Annotated in this window: 17 protein-coding genes; 9 read left to right on the top strand and 8 right to left on the bottom strand. The window is 71.5% G+C overall.

The features are described from left to right. Positions 1-5: 5 nt before the first annotated feature. Both PSEJ35_RS0105835 and PSEJ35_RS0105830 read right to left on the bottom strand, forming a co-directional pair. Entirely contained in the window at positions 6-869 is an 864-nt protein-coding gene (locus PSEJ35_RS0105835; RefSeq protein ID WP_051412536.1) for a DUF3298 and DUF4163 domain-containing protein, read from the bottom strand. A gap of 48 nt (positions 870-917) precedes the next feature. Beyond that, positions 918-1,205, bottom strand: a complete 288-nt coding sequence (locus PSEJ35_RS0105830) for a GNAT family N-acetyltransferase (protein ID WP_028916968.1) — start codon at positions 1,203-1,205, stop codon at positions 918-920. A gap of 188 nt (positions 1,206-1,393) precedes the next feature. Between PSEJ35_RS0105830 and PSEJ35_RS17425 the strand changes: the two genes are divergently transcribed. Then, on the top strand, positions 1,394-1,570 hold the full coding sequence (locus PSEJ35_RS17425; protein ID WP_198014156.1) for a hypothetical protein: 177 nt from the start codon (positions 1,394-1,396) through the stop codon (positions 1,568-1,570). A 91-nt stretch (positions 1,571-1,661) separates the two neighbouring features. Here the strand turns inward: PSEJ35_RS17425 and PSEJ35_RS17420 are convergent, their stop codons facing one another. The 3 genes from PSEJ35_RS17420 to PSEJ35_RS0105810 all read right to left on the bottom strand — a co-directional run bounded on the left by PSEJ35_RS17420 (position 1,662) and on the right by PSEJ35_RS0105810 (position 4,649). Continuing rightward, positions 1,662-2,387 (bottom strand): histone H1-like repetitive region-containing protein, encoded by a 726-nt coding sequence (locus tag PSEJ35_RS17420; protein WP_198014155.1) that lies wholly within the window; start codon positions 2,385-2,387, stop codon positions 1,662-1,664. A gap of 70 nt (positions 2,388-2,457) precedes the next feature. Next, a complete protein-coding gene (locus PSEJ35_RS0105815) occupies positions 2,458-3,075 on the bottom strand; it encodes a rhomboid family intramembrane serine protease (RefSeq protein ID WP_028916967.1) in 618 nt (205 codons plus the stop codon). An 8-nt stretch (positions 3,076-3,083) separates the two neighbouring features. Then, positions 3,084-4,649 (bottom strand): oligopeptide:H+ symporter, encoded by a 1,566-nt coding sequence (locus PSEJ35_RS0105810; protein ID WP_028916966.1) that lies wholly within the window; start codon positions 4,647-4,649, stop codon positions 3,084-3,086. A 143-nt stretch (positions 4,650-4,792) separates the two neighbouring features. Between PSEJ35_RS0105810 and PSEJ35_RS0105805 the strand changes: the two genes are divergently transcribed. The 4 genes from PSEJ35_RS0105805 to PSEJ35_RS16600 all read left to right on the top strand — a co-directional run bounded on the left by PSEJ35_RS0105805 (position 4,793) and on the right by PSEJ35_RS16600 (position 8,610). Then, positions 4,793-6,601 carry a M14 family metallopeptidase gene (locus PSEJ35_RS0105805; protein WP_051412535.1) on the top strand — a complete coding sequence of 603 codons (1,809 nt, stop codon included), beginning with the start codon at positions 4,793-4,795 and terminating at the stop codon, positions 6,599-6,601. A 6-nt stretch (positions 6,602-6,607) separates the two neighbouring features. Continuing rightward, positions 6,608-7,489: an endonuclease/exonuclease/phosphatase family protein gene (locus PSEJ35_RS15535; RefSeq protein WP_051412534.1), complete on the top strand. Its 882-nt coding sequence runs from the start codon at positions 6,608-6,610 to the stop codon at positions 7,487-7,489. A 102-nt stretch (positions 7,490-7,591) separates the two neighbouring features. Then, entirely contained in the window at positions 7,592-8,158 is a 567-nt protein-coding gene (locus tag PSEJ35_RS0105795) for a type 1 glutamine amidotransferase domain-containing protein (RefSeq protein WP_028916964.1), read from the top strand. Beyond that, entirely contained in the window at positions 8,155-8,610 is a 456-nt protein-coding gene (locus tag PSEJ35_RS16600; RefSeq protein WP_084635451.1) for an MliC family protein, read from the top strand. Before PSEJ35_RS0105795 ends, PSEJ35_RS16600 begins: the two co-directional genes overlap by 4 nt. A gap of 72 nt (positions 8,611-8,682) precedes the next feature. Here PSEJ35_RS16600 and htpX read toward each other — a convergent pair whose 3' ends face one another. Continuing rightward, positions 8,683-9,558, bottom strand: a complete 876-nt coding sequence (gene htpX, locus PSEJ35_RS0105785) for a protease HtpX (protein ID WP_028916963.1) — start codon at positions 9,556-9,558, stop codon at positions 8,683-8,685. 93 nt (positions 9,559-9,651) lie between these two features. Between htpX and gluQRS the strand changes: the two genes are divergently transcribed. From gluQRS to phaR, 3 genes are read left to right on the top strand one after another with little or no spacing between them, the layout of a single operon-like run. Beyond that, positions 9,652-10,599 carry a tRNA glutamyl-Q(34) synthetase GluQRS gene (gene gluQRS / locus PSEJ35_RS15525; protein ID WP_051412532.1) on the top strand — a complete coding sequence of 316 codons (948 nt, stop codon included), beginning with the start codon at positions 9,652-9,654 and terminating at the stop codon, positions 10,597-10,599. Continuing rightward, complete coding sequence (locus PSEJ35_RS0105775) at positions 10,596-11,336, top strand: beta-ketoacyl-ACP reductase (RefSeq protein WP_028916962.1); 741 nt, start codon at positions 10,596-10,598, stop codon at positions 11,334-11,336. Before gluQRS ends, PSEJ35_RS0105775 begins: the two co-directional genes overlap by 4 nt. A gap of 22 nt (positions 11,337-11,358) precedes the next feature. Next, entirely contained in the window at positions 11,359-11,934 is a 576-nt protein-coding gene (gene phaR, locus PSEJ35_RS0105770; RefSeq protein WP_084635450.1) for a polyhydroxyalkanoate synthesis repressor PhaR, read from the top strand. Between the two features lie 67 nt (positions 11,935-12,001). On the opposite strand, the gene PSEJ35_RS0105765 is transcribed toward phaR, so the two are convergent. Both PSEJ35_RS0105765 and PSEJ35_RS0105760 read right to left on the bottom strand, forming a co-directional pair. Then, complete coding sequence (locus PSEJ35_RS0105765; protein ID WP_028916960.1) at positions 12,002-12,901, bottom strand: M48 family metallopeptidase; 900 nt, start codon at positions 12,899-12,901, stop codon at positions 12,002-12,004. Positions 12,902-12,914: 13 nt separating this feature from the next. After that, positions 12,915-14,720 carry a formylglycine-generating enzyme family protein gene (locus PSEJ35_RS0105760; RefSeq protein ID WP_232207588.1) on the bottom strand — a complete coding sequence of 602 codons (1,806 nt, stop codon included), beginning with the start codon at positions 14,718-14,720 and terminating at the stop codon, positions 12,915-12,917. 177 nt (positions 14,721-14,897) lie between these two features. Between PSEJ35_RS0105760 and rnd the strand changes: the two genes are divergently transcribed. Next, a complete protein-coding gene (rnd, locus tag PSEJ35_RS0105755) occupies positions 14,898-15,992 on the top strand; it encodes a ribonuclease D (RefSeq protein ID WP_028916958.1) in 1,095 nt (364 codons plus the stop codon). Positions 15,993-16,006 lie beyond the last annotated feature (14 nt).

Below are 16,006 nucleotides of genomic sequence, written 5' to 3'. Positions count from 1 at the left end.
GGCCGCTAGTCCACGAACAGCCCGCGGACGTCGTCCGCCAGGTAGGGCTTGAGAACCGAGGCCGGGACCTCGACGGTCTGCACCCCGTCGGCATACGGCCCCACCTGGTACGGCGGGAACACGAAGCGCAGCGCGCCGATCCGGCCATCGGCCGCGGGCACTGGCTCGAACTGGGCGAAGTTCTCCGGCTTCGGCTCGGTGCCCTGGTCGATGGTCTTCAGCGCCATCGCCAGCAGGTTGGCGCGCTCCTCCGGCGCCAGCGCCTCGTCGGAGGCGCGGATGTGGGCGGCCGTGCCGAGCTGCTCGCCGATGTAGGCGGCCACCGGCTCCCAGCCCTCGCGCGAGGCCAGCAGGCTTTCGGCGGTCAGCATGCGCTGCTGCCTGGGTAGCCAGACGAAGCGCGCGACCAGCGGCTGGCCGTGCGCGCCGCCGGTGTACAGGCTGCCATCGGCGGCCACGGCGACCACGTCGGCGGTCCGCAGCAGCTGGCGGAAGCCCAGCGACAGTTCGTACGGCGCGGTCGGGTTGCCGTCGAGCCCGGCGACGGCCTGCAGCAGCTCGGCGCGCGCCGCCTCGGCGTAGCCGTGGAGCGCGCGGGCCAGGCCCGGCTCGGCGTCGATGCCCGGCGGGTAGCTGATCCCGACCACGTAGCGCGGATCGGTCTCGATGACGTCTTCCAGGACCAGCGGCGTGGCCGCCGTGCCCGGCGCGTCGCCAGGGGCGGCCTCCGCGCCCGCCTGGGCCTGCGGCGCGGCCGGCTCGGGCGCCGGCGCCGGCGCCTCGCGCCGGCAGCCGGCCAGCAGGGCCAGGGCCAGCAGCGCCGGCGCGGCCAGCCATGGGCGTACAGCCCGGGTCGGGTTCATGCTCATGCTGCACCTCCTATGTGCGCCGGCATGGGGACCATGCCGGCAGTGTAGTCATTCGGCGGCCAGGTCGGCGTACTCCGGATGGCGGGCGATCCAGGTGGCGGCGTAGGAACAGGCCGGGACCACCTTCCAGCCCTGGCTGCGGGCATGGTCGAAGGCCGCCTGGACCAGGCGACCTGCCAGCCCCCTGCCCCCGATCGCCTGCGGGACCCCGGTGTGGTCGATAACCATCCGGCCGTCGGGGGCGCGGTGGTAGACCAGTTCCGCCAGCTGGCCGTCCAGCTCGAGGTGGAAACGCTGGCCGGCGGGGTCGTGGCGGATTTCGGGCTCGTCATTCATGTCGGGGCTCCTGGGGGCAGAAACAGACGCATTGCGTCACATTCTGGCCATGACGCAGGCCAGAAAGGACGTTGTCTATGCTGAACAGGCTGGCTGAACCGCTCATCAAGGCCACGTGAATCTGGCACGTCTCCTGCTTCAACCACGTCAAGGACATGCGCCCGGCGGCCGGGCAGAGAGCACAGACGATGGATGCATTCGAACGCAACACCGCCAGCGAGATGGACAACGACGCCTCCCTGCTGGAGGGCCTGTTCCAGCTGGCGGTGAGTGGCCATACCGAAGGCTGGGAGTACGAGCACCTCGCCGACGAGGTCTACCAGCGCCTCGAGCACGCCTACGCCGCCGAACCGCAGCCGCACTGATCCCTCGATTCCAGGGGGAGACGGGCGCAGGAGGGGGCGGCCCGTCCCACAGCCCCGCCCATCGGGCGGGGCTGTTTTTTTCCCGGCGCCATCAGCGGCGGTCGCGCTTGCGCTGGTTGCGCCGGTCCTGGGTACCGGCGCTGCCCTGGGTGGCCCGCAGCCGCGCTTCCCCCGCATGCAGTTCCTGCAGCTTCGCCGGATCGGCGGTGCCGGCCTGCCCGGCGCCGGGATCCTGCCCGCCATGGGGATCCTCGAGCCGCCGCCACGGCGGCGTCTGCTTCGCCTGCTCCTGCCTGGCCTCCAGCAGTTCCCGGGTATGGGCCAGCGCGTCTTCCGGCGTCGGCGCGCCCGCCGGTACGGAGGGCGCCTCGGTCGGGCTGCGGCGGGAACGGGCGGGCGACTTCGCTTCGTCTGCGCCGGGTGTCCTCCCGGAAGCGCCCTTCCTGGCTGCGGGGGCTCTGGCGACCTTGCGCGGTGCCTTCTCCGCGGCCTTCCGGGCGACGGCTTTCTTCGCCACCGCCTTGCGCGCCGTCGCCTTCTTCGCCGCCACCTTGCGTGGCGCGGCCTTCTTCGCTGCCTTGCGGACGGCCTTCTTCGCAGGCGCTTTCTTTGCCGCCGCTTTCCTGGCCGGTGCCTTCTTCGCCGCGACCTTGCCGGTCGCCTTTCTTGCTGCGGTCTTCGCTGCCGCGGTCTTGCGGGTGGCGGCCCCTGCAGCCTTCTTCGCGGTTCTCTTCGCGCTTTTCCCGGCCGCCTGCTTCGCCGCCGTCTTCTTCGTCGCCCTGCGGGAGCCGGTTTTCCGTGCCGTGCGGGTTGCCATCTCCACCTCCGTCTGTCGGACGGAGGCGACGGTGTCATGCCCGGCATTCACGCCGGGTGAGCGCACCGGCTCAGCGGAAGCTCGGGTTGAGCAGCTGGCCGAGGAACACGTTCACCAGGCGCGGCTCCATCGCCAGCATGAACATCACGCCGAACACCGCGCCGGCCAGGTGCGCGCTGTGGTTGACGTTGTCGCCGCCCTTGCGGTCCATCCAGATGCTGTAGCCGACGTAGAACACCGCGTACAGGATCGCCGGCGCCGGGATGAAGAACACGAAGATCAGCGACCACGGCTGGATCAGGATGAAGGCGAACAGCACCGCCGACACCGCGCCGGAAGCGCCGAGGCTGAAGTAGTTCGGGTTCTTCTGGTTCTTCAGGTAGCTGGGCAGGATCGAGACCACCAGCGCGGCCAGGTAGAACAGCGGATAGGTCAGCACGCTGCCGGTCAGCTGCCGCATCACCTGCTCGATCAGCCGGCCGAAGAAGAACAGCGTGACCATGTTGAACAGCAGGTGCGGGAAGTCCGCGTGCAGGAAGCCGTAGCTGACCAGCCGCCAGTACTCGTGCTTGCGCGCCACCGCCGGCGGCCACAGGACCAGCCGGTCGACGATGCGGCGGTCGTTGAAGGCCAGCCACGACACCAGCGCGGTGGCGGCGATCAGCAGCAGGGTGATGGGGCTGGACATCGCGATCCTCAGGTTCCGGCCGGGCGGTAGTTGTCGACCATCCGGTAGCTGCGCGCGTACAGCCCGAACACCAGCGCCGCCACCAGGGCGAATGCCGCGAAGAAGAACATCTGGAACGCGGTCGTGCTCAGCCCGGTCCCGGCGATGCTGCCGGTCACCGTGTCGTTGCGCACCGCCGCGTTGGCCAGCAGCACCCACAGGTTGCCGATGGTCGTGGTCAGGTTCCAGAAGCTCATGACCACGCCCTTCATCGCCGCCGGCGCCTGGCTGTAGGCGAACTCCAGGCCCGTGGCCGATACCAGCACCTCGCCGAAGGTCAGCAGCGCGTAGGGCAGCACCTGCCAGACGATGGACATGGGCTCGCCACCGTCCATGACCACCTGGATGCCGCCGATCACGATCCAGGACAGGCCGCTGAAGGCGATGCCCGCGGTCATCCGCCGCAGCGCGGTCGGCTCCCAGCCGAAGCGGCGCAGCGCCGGGTACAGGACCAGGTTGTTGAACGGGATGAGGATCATCACCAGGGCCGGGTTCAACGCCTGCATCTGCGAGGACACGAACCACTCCGGCTTGGTCATCTCGTTGCCCTGGATCACCCAGGTCGAGGCCTTCTGGTCGAACAGCGAGAAGAACGGCGTGGTCAGGGCGAAGATCACCAGCACCCGCAGCACGCTGCGCGCGCCGTCCACGGCCACGTCGGAGTGCACGCCGCGGGCGCGCTCCAGCTGCATCCACGCACCGCCGCCGACGCCGGCCAGCAGCACCACCAGCGCCACGCACAGCGCGATCACGAAGCCCAGCGACGGCGCCAGCGCCAGCGAGGCGACCGCCAGCACCACGCCGGCCACCGCCAGCCACAGGCCACCCCGGCCCTGCCCCGGCGCCTGCGCCAGCAACGCGGTGCGGATCACCTTCGAGAATGCGTCCGGGTCCTCGGTGCGCGCCGGCGGCAGCATCACATAGCGCTTGCGACCCAGCCAGAACACGAACGTGGCCACGAACATCAGCAGGCCGGGAATGCCGAACGCCACCGCCGGCCCGAAGTTCTTCAGGAACAGGGGCATGAGCAGCGAGGCGAACAGCGAGCCGAAGTTGATGATCCAGTAGAAGGCGTCGAAGACGATCTTCGCCAGGTGCTTGTTCGACTGGTTGAACTGGTCGCCCATGAACGAAGCCACCAGCGGCTTGATGCCGCCGGCGCCCAGCGCGATCAGGGCCAGGCCGGTGAAGAAGCCGGCGCGGTTGTCCTCGAACAGCGCCAGGCAGGCGTGGCCGGCGCAGTAGACCAGCGAGAACCAGAGGATGGTGTTGTACTTGCCGAAGAAGCGGTCGGCCAGGTAGCCGCCCAGCAGGGGGAAGAAGTACACACCGATCATGAAGGTGTGCATCAGGTCCTTGGCGGCCAGCTCCCGCTCCTGCCCGGCCATGATGTGCTGCAGCAGGGTCGAGGTGATCAGGAACTGCACCAGGATGTTGCGCATCCCGTAGAAGCTGAAGCGTTCGCAGGCCTCGCTGCCGATGATGTTGGCGATCTGGCGGGGCATGCGCGCCTTGGCGGCGGCGGTATCGGTCATCTCGGGGCCTGTCGCAAAAGAAGCCGAGGGTACCCGATCCGGCAAGGGCACCGGAACCCGGCCGCGGGCAGCCCGGCCCGGCGTGGCCGCCGCCGGCGCGCTGGCATCATGGCGGCTTGCCCATCGCCGGACCCACCTGCCCCATGCCTTCGCGCGCCACCTGGCTCCGCCTCCTGTCCGTCCCGCTGGCCGCGCTGACCGCGCTCGCCCCCGTCGCGGCCAGCACCTCCCCGGCCGCGGCCGGGGAGCTGTCCACCGTCGCCGAGCGCTCCGGATTCCAGCGGACCGGCCGCTATGCGGAAGTCGGGGAACTGGCCGCCGCCTTCCAGGGGCGCTGGCCGGACCGCGTCGCCGTGCGCAGCTTCGGCACCACGCCCGAGGGCCGGCCCATGCACGTGCTGGTGGTGACCGCCACCGGCGCTTTCGATCCGGCCGAGGCGCGCCGCCGCAACCTGCCGGTGGTGCTGGTACAGGGCGGCATCCACGCCGGCGAGTCCGACGGCAAGGACGCCGGCTTCCTGGCCCTGCGCGAGGTGCTCGAGGGCAGGGCCGCGCCCGGCGCGCTGGACAAGCTGGTGTGGCTGTTCGTGCCGGTGTTCAACGTCGACGGCCACGAGCGCTTCGGCCGCTGGAACCGTCCCAACCAGCGCGGCCCGGAGGAAATGGGCTGGCGCACCACCGCGCAGAACTTCAACCTCAACCGCGACTACGTGAAGGCCGATTCGCCGGAAATGCGGGCGATGCTGCACCTGGTCCAGGCATGGGACCCGCTGGCCATGGTCGACCTGCACGCCACCGACGGCGCCCAGTTCGAGCACGACATCTCCTTCCAGGTCGAACCGCTGCATGCCGGCGACGAGGCCCTGCGCGAGGTCGGCCGCGCCTGGCGCGACGGCGTGGCCGCCGACCTGGCGAAGGCTGGCTCGCTGCCGCTGGTGTTCTACCCGGAGTTCGTGGTCCAGGACGATCCGGCCTCCGGCTTCGAGGACGGCGTGGCCCCGCCGCGCTTCTCGCACGGCTATTTCCTGCTGCGCAACCGCCTGGGCATGCTGGTCGAGACGCACTCGTGGAAGCCGTATCCCGAACGCGTGCGCGCCACCCGCAACGCGGTGGTGTCGGTGCTGGAACACATGGCCCGCGAGGGCGCGAAGTGGCGCCGCATCGCCAGCGAGGCGGACGCCCGCGCCGCGCGCCTGCCCGGAAAGGTCGAACCACTGGCGTGGAAGGCCACCGACGAGGCGCGCACGGTCGAGTTCCGCGGCTACGCCTATACGCGCACGCCGTCGGAGGTCTCCGGCGCGCTGATGACGCGCTACGACGAGACCACCCCGCAGGTCTGGCGCCTGCCGCTGCGCGACCACGTGGTGCCGGCACTGACCGCGACCGCGCCGCGCGCCGGCTACCTCGTGCCGCCGGCGTGGGTCGATTTCGTGCGTCCGGCGCTCGATGCGCATGGCGTGTCCTACCGGCGCCTGGACCAGGCCTGGCCGGCCGCGCCGGTGCAGGCCTTCCGCAGCGAATCGCCGGACTTCGCCGCGCGCCCCGTGGAAGGCCGCCAGCGCCTCGCCGTGCAGGGCCAGTGGCAGCCGGAAACCCGCGACATCGGCGCCGGTGCGCTGTACGTGCCCGCAGGCCAGCCGCTGGCGCGACTGGTGCTGGCCCTGCTCGAACCGCAGGCGCCGGATTCGCTCGCCGCCTGGGGCGGGTTCAACAACGCCTTCGAGCGCAAGGAATACATGGAGCCGTACGTGGCCGAAGAGGTCGCCCGGCAGATGCTGGACGCCGACCCGGTCCTGCGCGAAGAATTCCGCCAGCGCCTGGCCTCGGACCCGGGGTTCGCCGCCGATCCGGATGCGCGCCTGGATTTCTTCTACCGGCGCCATCCGGCCTGGGACGAACGCTACGGCCTGTATCCCGTGCTGCGCCTCGACCAGCCCCCGCCGCACCGCTGAGCCGCCATGAACGCCGCCCTGCCCCGCTTCCTCGCCTGCCTGCTGCTCTGCATCGGCCTGACGGGAGGCGCGGCGCCGACGGATGCTGACGACGACGGCGCGGGTGCCGCGCACGCGGCGCCGGAGTTCACACTCGTCACCCTCAATCTGTACCACGACCGCGACGACTGGCCGCGGCGGCGCGAACAGATCGTGGCCAGGCTGCGCCGCCTGCAGCCGGACGCGATCGCGCTGCAGGAGGTGCTGCAGCACGACGACCTGCCCAACCAGGCCGCGTGGCTGGCCACCGAACTGGGCTACGACTGGCACTTCGTCACCACCGACCCGCCCAGCCAGTCGCGCCGCTACGGCAACGCCCTGCTCACCCGGCAGGCGCCGCTGGAGCTCGGCGAGACCCTGCTGCATCCGCTGGAGGACCACCGCACCGCCGGCTTCGTGCGGGTGCTGGCCGGTGGACGGCCGCTCAACCTCTACGTCACCCACCTGTACTGGGCGCCCGATGGTGCGGAGACCCGCGCCCGCCAGCTGGCCGACCTGCTGGCCTATATCGAGGCGACCTCCGCCGGCGCGCCGTCGATCATCGCCGGCGACTTCAACGCCGAGGCCGACGCCCCGGAACTGCAACCGCTGCGCGGACGCTGGATCGATGCCTGGACCGCACTGCATCCATACGTCCCGCTCGCCGAAGCCACCACGCTCAATCCCGCCTACTTCACCGTGCCGGCGCGGGTCGACCACGTGTTCGTGGAAGCGGGCCGGCTGAAGCCGCTGGAAGCGCGCCTGCTGTTCACCGAACCCGACGCCCAAGGCACCTGGGCCTCGGACCATCGCGGCCTGCTGGTCCGCGTCCGCTTCAGCGGCGGCGCGGGCGAAGCGCCAACGCCGTGACCCGCGCCGCGGTTTAATGTTTCGCACACGCGCCCTTCGCGCGATGCGTGCGCGCCGGACGCGAGGATGCCGGTTCCCCTTCGATCCGACAGGAACCGCACGATGAGCCATCTCACCGGGAAACGCGTCGCCATCCTCGCCACCGACGGCTTCGAGGAATCCGAACTGCTCGAACCGCTGCGCGCTTTGCGCGAACACGGCGCCGAGGTCGACGTGGTATCCCCGGGCAGCGGCACGATCCAGGGCATGCGCCACTTCGACAAGGGCGAGAGCGTCAAGGTCGACCGCAAGGTTTCCGACGCCAGCGCCGGCGACTACGACGCCCTGGTCATCCCCGGCGGCCTGTTCAATCCCGACGCGCTGCGCAACGACGACGACGCGATCCGCTTCACCCGCGCCTTCTTCGAGGCCGGCAAGCCGGTCGGCGCGATCTGCCACGGTCCGTGGGTGCTGGTGAACGCCGGCGTGGTCGAGGATCGCGAGCTGACCTCGGTGGCGAACATCCAGCGCGACCTGGAGAACGCGGGCGCCCGCTGGGTCGACCGCGAGGTCGTCGTCGACCAGGGCCTGGTCACCAGCCGCACGCCCAAGGACCTGCCGGCGTTCTGCGCCAAGCTGGTCGAGGAAATCGCCGAGGGCCGCCACGCCGGCCAGGAGGCCGCCGCATGAGGAAGATGCTGCAAGGCACCGGCCTGGTCGCCGGCGGACTGGCGGTACTGCTGCTGGCCGCCTGCCGCCCCGATACGTCCGAAGCCACGTCCGCCGGAACCACCGCCACCAGCGCCCAGGACGCCGCACCGCAGCCTGCCGCTGGCGAAGCGACCCTGGACCCGGCTGCGCCGCCGCCGGGCGCCACGGCCGAAGCGACCGCGGTGGTCAACACCCACTGGCAGTGCGACGACCAGCGCGTGGCCGTGCGCTTCGACAACGCGGCGCAGACGGTCACCGTGGTCCACGACCGCGGCGAGGTGGTGCTGCCGCAGGAAGTGGCCGCCTCCGGCGCGCGCTATGCGGACACCAACGGCAACGAGTTCTGGACCAAGGGCCCGAGCGCCACCCTCACCCTGTCCGGCACGCCGGCACGCGAGTGCGGCGAGATCGGCGCCAACGCCACCCCCTGATCCCTCCCCGGGGCGAAAAGGAAACGGCCCCGCACTGCGGGGCCGTTCCGTATGCAGGCGAACCGTGGCCGGTCAGGCGACCGTGGCCGAGCGCAGCGCGGCGATGCGCTCGGACAGCGGCGGATGGCTCATGAACAGCCTGCGCAGGCCCTGGCCCATGCCGCCGGCGATACCGAACGCAGCGACCTGGGCCGGCAATGTGCTCTGCCCCTGGTTCAGGGCCAGCCGCTCCAGCGCGGCGATCATCTTGTGCCGGCCGGCCAGGCGCGCGCCACCGGCGTCGGCGCGGAACTCGCGCCGGCGCGAGAACCACATGGCGATCATGGTGGCGAACAGGCCGAACACGATCTCCAGGACCATCACGATGGCGAAGTAGGCCAGGCCCGGACCGCGGTCCTCGCGGTTGCCGGACAGGTAGCTGTCCACCACCCCACCGACCACGCGCGCCAGCACGATCACGAAGGTGTTGAGCACGCCCTGCAGCAAGGCCATGGTCACCATGTCGCCGTTGGCGATGTGCGCCACCTCGTGGCCGAGCACCGCTTCGGCCTCGTCGGCGTTCATGTTGCGCAGCAGGCCGGTGGACACGGCCACCAGCGCGTTGTTGCGGTTGGCGCCGGTGGCGAAGGCGTTGATCTCCGGCGCGTCGTAGACGGCCACCTCGGGCATGCCGATGCCGGCCGCCTGGGCCTGGCGACGCACGGTCTCCAGCAGCCAGCGCTCGGTCTCGTTGCGCGGCTGGGTGATGACCTGGGCGCCGGTGGCACGCTTGGCCATCCACTTGGACATCAGCAGCGAGATGAAGGAACCGCCGAAGCCGAATACCGCGGCCAGTACCAGCAGCCCACTCATCTGCCCCGGGTGCACGCCCAGGACCGACATGATGATGCCGACCAGGAACAGCACGGCGAGGTTGGTGGCGAGGAAGAGCGCGATGCGGGTGAACACTTCGACGGGTCTCCGGGAGTTGGATGTTTTCGCGGTCGATAATGGGTATCGCCGGGCTTGATATCAAGGGCGGCGCGCCGCGACCATGCAGCGATGACGTCCCCTGCCACCACGCCATCGGCGCCGTACCGCGGCCGTTTCGCGCCCTCGCCCACCGGGCCGCTGCACGCAGGCTCCCTGCTGGCGGCCTTCGGCAGCTGGCTGCTGGCGCGCGCAGCCGGGGGCGAGTGGCTGGTGCGCATCGAGGACATCGACCCGCCACGCGAAGTGCCCGGTGCCGCCGACGCGCAGCTGGCGGCACTGTCCGCGTTCGGCCTGGTCGCGGACCGGCCGCCGGTACGGCAGAGCGAACGCCACCCGCTGTATCGCGCCGCGCTGGACCGCCTGGTCGAAGCCGGCCTCGCCTTCCCCTGCGCCTGCAGCCGCAGCGAACTGGCCGCGCAGTCCGGCATCCACCGCCGGTGCGTCGGCCCGGCCTCGCGGCGCACGCCGGCCTGGCGCCTGCGCGTGCCGGACGGCAGCGTGGTCGCGTTCGAGGACGGACTGCAGGGCCCGGTGGTGCAGGATGTCGCCGCCGAAGTCGGCGACTTCGTCCTCCTGCGCGCCGACGGCTGCTGGGCCTACCAGCTGGCGGTGGTGGTGGACGATGCCGACCAGGGAATCACCGATATCGTCCGCGGCGCCGACCTGCTCGATTCGACGCCCCGGCAGATCCTGCTGCAACGCGCGCTCGGCCTGCCCACGCCCCGCTACCTGCACCTGCCGCTGGTGCTCGACCCGGAAGGACGCAAGCTGTCCAAGTCCAGCGCCGCGCAGCCGGTGGACCCGGCCGATCCGCTGCCGGCCCTGCGCCGGGCCTGGGAGCAGCTCGGCCAGGATCCGGCACCACTGGAGGGCGCCGGGAGCGTCGATGCACTGCTGCGGTGCGCGCTCGTGCACTTCGACAGGGCACGGCTGCCGGCGCGCTTGCACTTTCATCGTGCCACCACTACAACTGGCGCCGATCACCCTGAATGCGCCTCCGGAGGCACCACGTCATGAGCAGTCGCGTTGCACTGGTTACCGGCGGCACCGGCGGCATCGGCACCGCGATCTGCAGGAAGCTGGCCGACATGGGCCACCGCGTCGCGACCAACTACCGCAACGAGGAAAAGGCCCTGGCCTGGCAGGCGCAGATGAAGGCCGACGGCTACGAGGTCGCCCTGGTCAAGGGCGACGTCACCTCGCCCGAAGAAGCCGAGGCGATGGTGCGCGAGATCGAGGCCAGGCTCGGCCCGGTCGAGATCCTGGTCAACAACGCCGGCATCACCCGCGACGGCACCTTCCACAAGATGACCGCGCGGCAGTGGAACGAGGTCATCAACACCAACCTCAATTCGGTGTTCAATGTCACCCGTCCGGTGATCGAGGGCATGCGCGAGCGCAAGTGGGGCCGGATCATCCAGATCAGCTCGATCAACGGCCTCAAGGGCCAGTACGGCCAGGCCAACTACGCCGCGGCCAAGGCCGGCATGCACGGCTTCACCATTTCGCTGGCGCGCGAGAACGCCAAGCTCGGCATCACCGTCAACACCGTCTCCCCCGGCTACGTGGCCACCGACATGGTGATGGCGGTTCCCGAAGAGGTGCGCGCCAAGATCGCCGCCGACATCCCCACCGGCCGGCTCGGCACCCCCGAGGAGATCGCCTATGCGGTGGGTTTCCTGGTCGACGAACAGGCCGGCTGGATCACCGGCTCCAACCTGGACATCAACGGCGGCCACCACATGGGTTGGTGAGTGCCGGCTGACGCCGGGACCGGTGGCAGTTGCTTCCGCTGCTGCAGTGCGCCATGCTCGGCGCCACTTGAAGTCTGCCCGCGAGCGCCCGATGGCTGCCACCCGCATCATCAAGAAGTACCCGAACCGCCGGCTTTACGACACCGAGATCTCCAGCTACATCACCATCGAGGACGTGCGCCAGCTGATCCTGGATGGCGAATCCTTCGAGGTGCGCGACGCCAAGAGCGGCGAGGACCTGACCCGTTCAGTCCTGCTGCAGATCATCGCCGAGCAGGAACAGGACGGCGAACCGATGCTGTCCACCCAGCTGCTGAGCCAGATCATCCGCTTCTACGGCGATTCGCTGCAGGGCTTCATGGGCAACTACCTCGAGCGCAGCATGCAGCTGTTCCTCGAGCAGCAGCAGACCTTCCGCCAGCAGATGGGCAACCTGCTCGGGCAGACGCCGTGGACGGCGATGAACCAGCTCACCGAGCGCAACCTCGAGATGTGGCAGGAATTCCAGCGCGGCCTGGCCGCCAACCTCGGCCGCCCCACCGGCACCGGCCGCGGCGAGCCCGAACGTGGCAGCGGTGCCGGCGGCAAGCGCCGCTGACCCGTAGAGCGGGGCTTGCCCCGCTGCTTCCCCCCTCCAACCCCTCCGCCCCCGCCAGCCGCCCGCCTTACCGGCAGAACTTCTCCCGGTACGCCAGCGCCTTGGGCATGAGCGACTGCAGGGTCTGGATGCGGGTTCCCGGGTTCGGGTGGGTCGAGGCGAACTCCGGCGGCGCCTGGCCGCCCGAAGCGCCCGACATGCGCTGCCACAGACCGATCGCCTCGTTCGGGTCGTAGCAGGCGGCGGCGGCCAGCATCAGCCCGACCTCGTCGGCCTGGGTCTCGTGGGTGCGTGCGTACGGCAGCAGGTAGCCGTAGCCCATCGCCGCCATCACCATCTGCTGCTGCTGCGGGTCCATGCCGCTGGCCGCGCCGGCCATCTGCCCGATCTGCGCCAGCTTCTGCTGGCTCATACGCTGGGCGCCATGGCGCAGCAGCGCATGGGCGATCTCGTGGCCCATCACCACCGCCATCGCGTCCTGGGTCTGCGCCACCGGGATCAGCCCGGTGTACACCGCCATCTTGCCGCCGGGCAGGCAGAAGGCGTTGGCCTGGTCCGAGGGGATCACGTTGACGTCCCATTCGAACTGGCGCCAGTGCTCGGGCGCGGCCATGCCGTGTTCGGCGGCCAGTTCCGCGGTGACTTCCGGGACCTTGTCGATCAACCGCTGCGCGATCGCGGCGATCTGCTGCGAGGTCCGGTCGGACTTCGGCAGCGGCGGTTCCTGGGAGAGGATCTCCTGGTAGGCCTGCAGGCCCATCGCCCGCTCTTCCTCCGGCCCGATCGAACCGTCGATCAGCACGGTCTCGCCGGTGTACGGGTCCTGGGTGCGGTTGGAGAAGTAGTAGCAGCCGCCGTAGACGAGGAAGCCCAGCAGGACCAGCCAGCGCAGGCCACCCAGGCCGGCACCGCGGCGCCGCGGCGCCTGGCCCTGGCGCCCTGCCTGTCCGAACGGCTCCTGTCGCATCGCCCCTCTCCTCTCAGATGCCGCGCACCAGGCGGAAGCCCACGCGCGCGCTGGTCATGTCCGAATCCATCGACGCCCGCCAGGCCGAGCGGGTCTGTGCCGGCGAGCCGGACCATACCCCGCCGCGGATCACCCGGGCGCGACAGCCGGGATTGAACCACGCCGCGCCATCGGTGGGCGCGCGCCGGTAGCTCGCGTGCCAGCAGTCGGCGACCCATTCGCTGACATTGCCGGCCAGGTCGTGAAGACCCCATGCATTGGGCTTGAACCGGCCCACCGGCGCCGGCCCCCAGTAGCCGTCGCCGAAGCCGACGAAGGCGTTGTTCCAGGTGCGGCCGCTGGGCGAGACGTCGTTGGCCCCGGCGAAGTTGCCGCTGCCTTCCGGCGGGGTGCCGTCGTCGCCCCAGGGGAAGCGTCCCTCGTTGCCGGCGCGCAAGGCGTACTCGAACTCCGCCTCGCTGGGCAGCCGGTAGTGGCGCCCGGTCTGCTGCGACAGCCACGCCGCGTAGGCCTCGGCGTCGCGCACGCTCACGTGCAGCACCGGGTCGTTGGGCGCGGCGGGCCTGCCGTCGTAACCCGAACGCCAGTCCACCCCGCTGCGGCGGACGAAGTTGCCGCTGCGCTCGTCGTAGACGATGGAGTTGCCGCGCCGGGTCGCGCGCGGCCGCGCGCCGGCCTGGGCGACGAAGCGGCCGAACTCGGCCACCGTGACCTCGGTCAGCGACATGGCGAAGCCGCGGTCGAAGCGCACGTAGTGCGCCGGCTTTTCCGCCGCGGCCGCGCCCGGTTCGCTGTCCAGCGCACCCATGCGGAAACCGCCGTGCGGCACCACCACCATCTGCGGGCCGCGGCTGCCGTCGGCCAGGGCGTCGGTGAACACCTGCCCGGGGCGGAACACGCCGTAATGGGTGGCCAGGTCGATGCGCTCGCGCAGCTGCGCCGCAACCGGGTCACCGGGCGCGGCGATGCGCAGGATGTCGTCCAGCCGCATCCGCGCCTGGCGCAGGCCGACGAGGCCGCCGTCGCCCAGCTCGCGCAGGGCGGCGTCGCGCAACGCGGCGATGCGGGCCGCGCGCAGCGATTCCACCCGCCGGCGCGCATCCGCCACCGCGCCGGCGGCGTCCTCGCGCACCGCCTGGGCGTGGCCCAGCCAGCGCTCGGCCTCGTCGAACTGGAAACGGGCGGCGGCGTCGCCGGCCCGGCGCAGCGCGGCGCTCTCCACCGCCGCGCGCCCCTGCAACGCGCGCGGGTCGTCCGCGCGCAGCGCCAACGCATCGCGGAACCAGGCCAGCGCGCCGTCGCCCTGCTCGCCCAGGCGCCCGGCGCGCAGGTCCTCCTCGCCGGCGCGGTTGAGCCCGTCCAGCCGCCGCGCCAGCTCCACGTCCCGCTGCAGGGCGACCACCGCGGCGTCCGCAGGCGCCAGCGCACGGGCGACCGCGGCCAGCTGCGTGGCCCGCGCCAGCGCCGCCGGGTCGTCCTGCGCCGCGGCCAGCGCCGCCCGTGCCTCGCGCAGCACCTGCGCCTGCGCGCGCTGCAGGCCGCGCCGCGCGGCGCGGTCCTTCGGATCGGCAGCGGCCAGGGCCAGGTAGACCGGCACCGCCGCCTGCGCATCCTCGAACAGGCGCCCGGCTTCCAGCGCCGCGGCGGCCTGCGCCAGCAGGGCCGCGCGGTCGGCGTCCTCCAGCTCCACCGTCGGGGGGATCCAGGCGCTGACCACCGCCTCGCTCTCGTCGCCGCGCACGGTGACGCTGGGCGCCGCGCCCGGCGGCGGCTCCGCCACCGTGTCCGCGGCCTCCGGCGCCCGCGCCGGGGCAGGCACGCCGGCTTCGGGCGCGCGGCCGCAGGCGGCAGCCAGCAGCAGCGTGGTCCACAGCAATGCCCGTACGCCGGTGCGCAAGATCCAGATCCCTCCGTTGAACCGTCCCAGCCGGTTTGACGTTAGGCTATCCCGCCCCCCAGGGGCAACGAAGCAACAGCCCCAGACCACGGAACCCACGTGTCAGAACCCCTCTGGATCGACCAGCCCGGCGAGCTCCTGCGCCGGCTCCAGGATGCACCACGGCGCATCGGCCTGGATACCGAATTCATCCGCGAACGCACCTACTGGCCGCGCCTGGCCCTGGTGCAGATGGCGGTCGGCGACGACATCCTGCTGGTCGACCCGCTGGTTCCCGGCATGGCCGCGGCGCTGGCCGCCTGGCTCGACGCACCCGGCGTCCTCAAGGTGATGCACAGCGCCAGCGAGGACCTGATCGCGCTGCGCTGCGCCTGCGGCACCCTGCCGAAGCCGATGTTCGACACCCAGGTCGCGGCCGCGATCGCCGGCATCGGCGCCGGCATGGGCTACCAGAAGCTGGTCGAACAGGTCACCGGCGTGGCCCTGCCCAAGGGCGAGACCCGCTCGGACTGGCTGCGCCGCCCGCTCAGCGCCGCCCAGCTCGAATACGCCGCCGACGACGTGCGCCACCTCGACGCGCTGTACGCGGCCACCTCCGGCCGCCTGCGCGAACTCGGCCGCGAAGAATGGCTGGCCGAAGATGTCGAGCGTGCGCTGGCCACCGCCAGCCGCGACGAGGGCGAAACCTGGCCGCACCTGTCGCTGCGCTCGGCGCAGTTCCTCGACACCGCCGGCCAGCGCCGCCTGCTGCGCCTGCTGCGCTGGCGCGAGCGCCACGCCCGCGAGCACGACCTGCCACGCAGCTGGGTGCTGGACAACGAACTGGCGGTGCTGCTGTCGCGCGATCCGCCGGCCGATGCGCGCGCCCTGCAGCAGCGCCTCGATGCGATGCCGAAGGCGCCGCGCAAGCTCGCCAACGCGCTGTGGCAGGCCATCTCCACCGCGCTGGCCGACGAGGACGCCATGCCCGCGCCTGCCGGCGACCCGGACCGCAACGCGCTGCGGCGCCTGCAGGACGCGGTGGCCAAGCGCAGCGCCGAGCTGTCCCTGCCCGACGGCGTGCTTGCCTCGCGCCGCCACCTGGAGTCGCTGCTCGACGGCGGGCAATGGCCGCCGGCGTTGCAGGGCTGGCGCCGGCGCGAACTTGAACCGGTGTTGTCCCCCCTGTTGGCAGGCGGCTCGAGGTCAGGCTAGAATTGCCGCCTCGC

This window comes from Pseudoxanthomonas sp. J35, assembly GCF_000513995.1.
Taxonomy (GTDB): domain Bacteria; phylum Pseudomonadota; class Gammaproteobacteria; order Xanthomonadales; family Xanthomonadaceae; genus Pseudoxanthomonas.
This window is presented reverse-complemented; position numbering and strand designations above follow the sequence as displayed.

Bases quoted from the DNA above. Each gene is read 5' to 3' on its own strand.
- PSEJ35_RS0105835 (WP_051412536.1), bottom strand. From the start codon at position 869: ATGAGCATGAACCCGACCCGGGCTGTACGCCCATGGCTGGCCGCGCCG.
- PSEJ35_RS0105830 (WP_028916968.1), bottom strand. From the start codon at position 1,205: ATGAATGACGAGCCCGAAATCCGCCACGACCCCGCCGGCCAGCGTTTC.
- PSEJ35_RS17425 (WP_198014156.1), top strand. From the start codon at position 1,394: ATGGATGCATTCGAACGCAACACCGCCAGCGAGATGGACAACGACGCC.
- PSEJ35_RS17420 (WP_198014155.1), bottom strand. From the start codon at position 2,387: ATGGCAACCCGCACGGCACGGAAAACCGGCTCCCGCAGGGCGACGAAG.
- PSEJ35_RS0105815 (WP_028916967.1), bottom strand. From the start codon at position 3,075: ATGTCCAGCCCCATCACCCTGCTGCTGATCGCCGCCACCGCGCTGGTG.
- PSEJ35_RS0105810 (WP_028916966.1), bottom strand. From the start codon at position 4,649: ATGACCGATACCGCCGCCGCCAAGGCGCGCATGCCCCGCCAGATCGCC.
- PSEJ35_RS0105805 (WP_051412535.1), top strand. From the start codon at position 4,793: ATGCCTTCGCGCGCCACCTGGCTCCGCCTCCTGTCCGTCCCGCTGGCC.
- PSEJ35_RS15535 (WP_051412534.1), top strand. From the start codon at position 6,608: ATGAACGCCGCCCTGCCCCGCTTCCTCGCCTGCCTGCTGCTCTGCATC.
- PSEJ35_RS0105795 (WP_028916964.1), top strand. From the start codon at position 7,592: ATGAGCCATCTCACCGGGAAACGCGTCGCCATCCTCGCCACCGACGGC.
- PSEJ35_RS16600 (WP_084635451.1), top strand. From the start codon at position 8,155: ATGAGGAAGATGCTGCAAGGCACCGGCCTGGTCGCCGGCGGACTGGCG.
- gluQRS (WP_051412532.1), top strand. From the start codon at position 9,652: ATGACGTCCCCTGCCACCACGCCATCGGCGCCGTACCGCGGCCGTTTC.
- PSEJ35_RS0105775 (WP_028916962.1), top strand. From the start codon at position 10,596: ATGAGCAGTCGCGTTGCACTGGTTACCGGCGGCACCGGCGGCATCGGC.
- PSEJ35_RS0105765 (WP_028916960.1), bottom strand. From the start codon at position 12,901: ATGCGACAGGAGCCGTTCGGACAGGCAGGGCGCCAGGGCCAGGCGCCG.